The sequence below is a fragment of the Streptomyces sp. NPDC059850 genome, from assembly GCF_042731515.1.
Taxonomy (GTDB): Bacteria; Actinomycetota; Actinomycetes; order Streptomycetales; family Streptomycetaceae; genus Streptomyces.
The window spans coordinates 1-5,360 of the sequence record NZ_JBHWJI010000134.1 but is presented as its reverse complement, the minus strand read 5'-3'; the positions used below and the strand labels follow the sequence as shown (position 1 = coordinate 5,360).

The following is a 5,360-nucleotide window of genomic DNA, read 5'->3' as shown; positions in this document are numbered from 1 at the left end:
GGGGGGGGTGGGGAACAACCCACCCCGCCACCGACCTACGCGATCTCGCCCAACACCCCCAAAATCGCCCCCACATCCTCCGCACCCACCAACCGCTCCCGGAACTCCGCAACCATCAACTTCCGCGACAGCAGCGCCAAGATCCGCAGGTGTTCATCCCCCGCCGCAGCCTCCGGCACCGCGATCATGAAGACCAGCCGGGCCTTCGTACCGTCCGGCGCGCCCCATTCGATGCCCTCGGCGGACCGCGCGAAGCCGACGACCGGGGCGGTCACCGCGTCCGTCTTGGCGTGCGGGATCGCGATCTCCTCCCCAAGACCGGTCGTGCCCTGGTCCTCGCGGGCGAACGCGACCCGCACCAGCTCCGCGGCGTCCGCGACCTTGCCGCTCGCGGCCAGCAGCGCGGCCATCTCGCGGATGGCCTCGTCCTTACAATCAGCGGCCAGCTGCTCCTTGACGGTCTGCTCGGTCAGATACCCGGACAACACCTCACCCCCGGCAAGCTCCGCAGCCTCCGCAAGCTCCGCAGGCTTCGCGACAGCGGTACGAACAGCGGAACCACCCCCCGACGCACCCCCCGAGGACCCCGCACCACTCCCCACCAACACCGGCTCGGCCACAACAGAAGCCACCGCCCCAGCCGAGGCAGACGCCGAAACGGCCCCCGCCCCACCCCGCCGCACCGACATCAGCCCGACCGTAGCCACCGCCGTGACGGCCGTACCGACCACCACAGCCACGAAGAACATCGGCACCCCGTTCACCGCACCGAGCACCGCCACAATGGGCCCTCCGTGCGGCACGCTGTCCTCGACCGCCGCCAGCCCGGCGATGGCCCCGGCCACCGCACCACCCAGCATGTTCGCGGGAATCACCATCGCGGGCCGCGCCGCGGCGAACGGAATCGCACCCTCGGTGATGCCGAAGAAGCCCATGAACAGGGCCGCGAGCCCGGTCTCCCGCTCCTGGTCGTCGAACATCCGGCGACGGATCAGCGTGGCCAGCCCCTGCCCCAGCGGCGGCACCGGAATGGCCGCCGCGCACGCGCCCATGACCTCGGGGTTCTTGGAGACCAGCCCGGCCCCGAAGAGGAACGCCGTCTTGTTGACCGGCCCGCCCATGTCGAACGCGATCATCAGCCCGAGGATGATGCCGAGCAGCGCCGCACTGGTCCCGGTCAGCCCGCCGAGCCAGTCGGTGAGGTTCTCGAAGACCCAGGCGATGGGCCTGCCGAGCACGTAGATGAAGAACAGACCGAGCACCGACGTCGCCACGATCGGGATCACGATGATCGGCATGATCGGCTGAACGAACTTCGGTACCCGGACCCTCTTGATCCCCTGCACCAGATACCCGGCCAGGAACCCGGTGACGATCGCCCCGATGAACCCGGCGCCCGCCTCGCTGTCGTACAGCTCGCCATGGGCCGCTATCCAGCCGCCGACCATGCCGGGCACCAGCCCGGGCCGGTCGGCGATGGCGTACGCGATGTAGCCGGACAACGCCGGGATCATCAGCTGGAAGCCGATGCTGCCGATGTCGTTGACGGTCTTCCAGAAGGAGCCGTCGGGGATGACGATCCCCTTGGCCGTCGTATCGCCGCCCAGCGCGAGCGAGACGGCGATCAGGAGACCGCCGACCACCACGAACGGGATCATGTACGAGACGCCGTTCATGAGCGCCTTGTACGTGACCCCACGCCCCTTGGCGCCGCCGCCACCGGCCGAGCCACCACCACCAGCACCACCACCGACGGCCCCGGCACCACCCCCACCGCGCCCATCCCCCTCGTACACCGGCGCGTCCCGCACCCGCTCGATCAGTCCCTCCGGATGGTGAATCCCCTCCGCCACCCCGACGACGAGCACCTTCTTCCCGACGAACCGGCTGCGGTCGACGTCCTTGTCGGCGGCGATGATGATCCCGTCCGCCTCGCTGACATCGTTGTCAGACAGGACGTTCTCGGCCCCGATCGAGCCCTGTGTCTCCACCTTCATGCGATGCCCGAGCGATTCCGCGGCCTGCGTCAGCTTCTCGGCGGCCATGTAGGTATGGGCGATGCCCGTAGGACAGGCGGTCACCGCGAGCAGTCTGAGCCCCGGCCCGCCGGTCTCCGCACTGTCGCTGGCCCCCGCACCGCTGGGGGGATCGGCTGGACTGGTCACGTGGTTCTCCTTGTCACGATCAGCTTCCCCGGCGGCGCACGGCAGCGCGCAGCAGCGCACGACACCGCCGACAACACCGATCGGCACCGTCAACACGCCGGGCAGCGCGGGAATGTGCAAGCGTCCCCGTGCCAGCGGCATCCTGCAATACCCGTGGACGGGATCAAAGCGCTCGGCCTCACGACCGGGGCCCTGTGCAGGCCCGGGGCCGAAGAACACCCCCTCGGGCTGGGGCTCACCCCGCCCAGCGGTGTAGATTCGTGACCGAGCCAGACGTCGCTGCTGATGGCGGTCGGGCGTCCCGTACCGCGGGGCGGCCGAGGGAGAGAGGGCCTCCGACGGACTGCGCACTGCGAGCAAAGGGGACACGTGTGTCCGCCTAACGTGGGTCCAGATCCGGACACACCCCGGACCCGGACGCACCGCCGGACACACAGTGCCCGCTGCCCGCAGGCCAGCCGAAACACTCTCGCTCGCCAACCGATCAATGAGGAGCAGCACTCATGACGTCAGCCGACACCGGTCAGGACTTCAAGGTCGCCGACCTCTCCCTGGCCGATTTCGGTCGTAAGGAGATCACCCTCGCCGAGCACGAGATGCCCGGCCTGATGGCGCTCCGTAAGGAGTTCGCCGCATCCCAGCCGCTGGCCGGTGCCCGTGTCACCGGCTCGCTGCACATGACGGTGCAGACCGCGGTCCTGATCGAGACCCTGACCGCGCTCGGCGCGCAGGTCCGCTGGGCGTCCTGCAACATCTTCTCCACCCAGGACCACGCGGCCGCCGCGATCGCCGTCGGCCCGACCGGTACCCCGGAGAACCCGCAGGGCATCCCGGTCTTCGCCTGGAAGGGCGAGACCCTGGAGGAGTACTGGTGGTGCACCGAGCAGGCGCTGACCTGGCCGGGCACCGCCACCGGCGGCCCCAACATGATCCTGGACGACGGTGGCGACGCCACCCTCCTCGTCCACAAGGGCGTCGAGTACGAGAAGGCGGGCGCCGCCCCTGACGTCGCCACCGCCGAGAACGACGAGCACCGCGTCGTCCTCGAGCTGCTGAACCGCACTCTCGCGGAGACCCCGCAGAAGTGGACGCAGCTCGCCTCCGAGATCCGCGGTGTCACCGAGGAGACGACGACCGGCGTTCACCGCCTGTACGAGATGCACCGGGAGGGCACCCTGCTCTTCCCGGCGATCAACGTCAACGACGCGGTGACGAAGTCGAAGTTCGACAACAAGTACGGCTGCCGCCACTCCCTGGTCGACGGCATCAACCGCGCCACCGATGTCCTGATCGGCGGCAAGGTCGCGGTCATCTGCGGCTACGGCGATGTCGGCAAGGGCTGCGCGGAGTCGCTGCGCGGCCAGGGCGCCCGGGTCATCGTCACCGAGATCGACCCGATCTGCGCGCTGCAGGCGGCGATGGACGGTTACCAGGTCGCCACCCTGGACGACGTGGTGGAGACCGCGGACATCTTCATCACCACGACGGGCAACAAGGACATCATCATGGCCACCGACATGGCCAAGATGAAGCACCAGGCGATCATCGGGAACATCGGCCACTTCGACAACGAGATCGACATGGCCGGTCTCGCGGCCATCCCCGGGATCGTCAAGGACGAGGTCAAGCCGCAGGTCCACACCTGGACGTTCCCCGAGGGCAAGAAGCTCATCGTGCTCTCCGAGGGCCGTCTGCTGAACCTGGGCAACGCGACCGGTCACCCGTCGTTCGTGATGTCCAACTCCTTCGCGGACCAGACGATCGCCCAGATCGAGCTGTTCACCAAGCCCGAGTCCTACCCGACCGATGTGTACGTGCTGCCCAAGCACCTGGACGAGAAGGTCGCCCGGCTCCACCTGGAGGCACTCGGCGCCAAGCTGACGACCCTCCGCCAGGAGCAGGCCGACTACATCGGCGTCCCGGTCGAGGGCCCCTACAAGCCCGACCACTACCGCTACTGATCGCCCCGGCCGGCGCGCCGAGCGCCGGTCACCGGTCATCGGCCCCGCCGCACCGGCGGGGCCACTTGGGCCCGTCCGCGCCATTCCGGCCGGGCGGGCCCGAGCCCGTTTTCAAGGACCTCACCATGCCCCGCGGCCGTTACTCCCTCCACGACACGCACGACCACGCGCCCCTCGGCGAAGAGCACTTCCACTGCGCTCCGGGCCCCAGCGGATGGCGTTACGTCGCCCAGCGCACCTCGCCCTCCGGCGAGCACGCCGGTTCCGTGGACCTCACCCTCGACGAACTCGGCCGCCCCCTCCGCCTGGAGCTGCACGCCGCGAGCTGGCGGATCCGCGGCGGCGCGATGGAGGGCGTGACCTGGGTCCGTACGGATCCGTCCGGAGCGCACGCGACCGAGGGCAACACCCAGGCCCACGCGTTCACCGGCACCTCCCCGGCGTTCCTCGTCGCCCTCACCCGCATGCTCCGGCTCGAACCCGGCGGGAGCCCCGTACGCGTCCGCCTCGTCGCCTTCACTGACCCGGTCCTCGCCCCGCGCACCCTGGACCAGTCCTGGGCCCTGCTCGGCAGCACCCGGCACGCCACCGACGTCGGCCCGCTCACCGTGGACGAATACCAGGTCAGCGAGTTGGACACGGGGGAGCAGCACACGGTCCACATCGCGGGCGACGTGGTGCTCGCGGCCCCGGGCATCGAACTGGAGGAACTGGAGACCCCGCCGTCGTCCTTCGGGTGATGTGCGGGTGATGTGCGGAGCGCCCCGCTGAGCTGGTACGGTGTTCATCTCCTCGAAACCCGTTGACACGGGCCATGTGGGGAGGTAGATTTTAACGGTTGCGATGAGCGGCGTGGTACGTTGCTCAGCAGCCGTTGGCATCTGAAACGCTTCGTTTGTGAAGGCAATTCCAACGGAGCACTTTGACCCCCCGCAGGTAATCGCGAAGCCGATTAGGTCGGCCGATGCGACTCTGCTAAAGTCAAGGACAGCCGAAAGGCAAAGGCCCCCAACAGGCCACCGGAAACGGAATTCGGACCGGAAACGGAACGGAAAACGGATCTGGTAAGGTTGGAAACACGAAAGGCCGGAAAGCTGAAAGGCTGAAAGGCCCGGAAGGAAAGCCCGGAGAGACCGGTTATACGGTTTCAAAGGAAGCGATCGTTCCTTGAGAACTCAACAGCGTGCTAAAAGTCAACGCCAGATATGTTGATACCCCGTCTACTCGGTCACTA

The 5,360-nt window shown here is 68.3% G+C and carries 3 protein-coding genes; 2 read left to right on the top strand and 1 reads right to left on the bottom strand.

All coding sequences use genetic code 11. The features are described from left to right. Positions 1 to 35: 35 nt before the first annotated feature. Positions 36 to 2,165, bottom strand: coding sequence for a fructose-specific PTS transporter subunit EIIC (locus tag ACFV9T_RS42510; protein ID WP_385449204.1), 2,130 nt, complete (start codon positions 2,163 to 2,165; stop codon positions 36 to 38). A 503-nt stretch (positions 2,166 to 2,668) separates the two neighbouring features. On the opposite strand from ACFV9T_RS42510, the gene ahcY reads away from it, so the two are divergent. Beyond that, a complete protein-coding gene (gene ahcY / locus ACFV9T_RS42505; RefSeq protein WP_385449202.1) occupies positions 2,669 to 4,126 on the top strand; it encodes an adenosylhomocysteinase in 1,458 nt (485 codons plus the stop codon). A 125-nt stretch (positions 4,127 to 4,251) separates the two neighbouring features. Continuing rightward, positions 4,252 to 4,866: a hypothetical protein gene (locus tag ACFV9T_RS42500; RefSeq protein ID WP_385449199.1), complete on the top strand. Its 615-nt coding sequence runs from the start codon at positions 4,252 to 4,254 to the stop codon at positions 4,864 to 4,866. The last annotated feature ends 494 nt before the right edge of the window (positions 4,867 to 5,360 follow it).

Bases quoted from the DNA above. Each gene is read 5' to 3' on its own strand.
- ahcY (WP_385449202.1), top strand. From the start codon at position 2,669: ATGACGTCAGCCGACACCGGTCAGGACTTCAAGGTCGCCGACCTCTCC.
- ACFV9T_RS42500 (WP_385449199.1), top strand. From the start codon at position 4,252: ATGCCCCGCGGCCGTTACTCCCTCCACGACACGCACGACCACGCGCCC.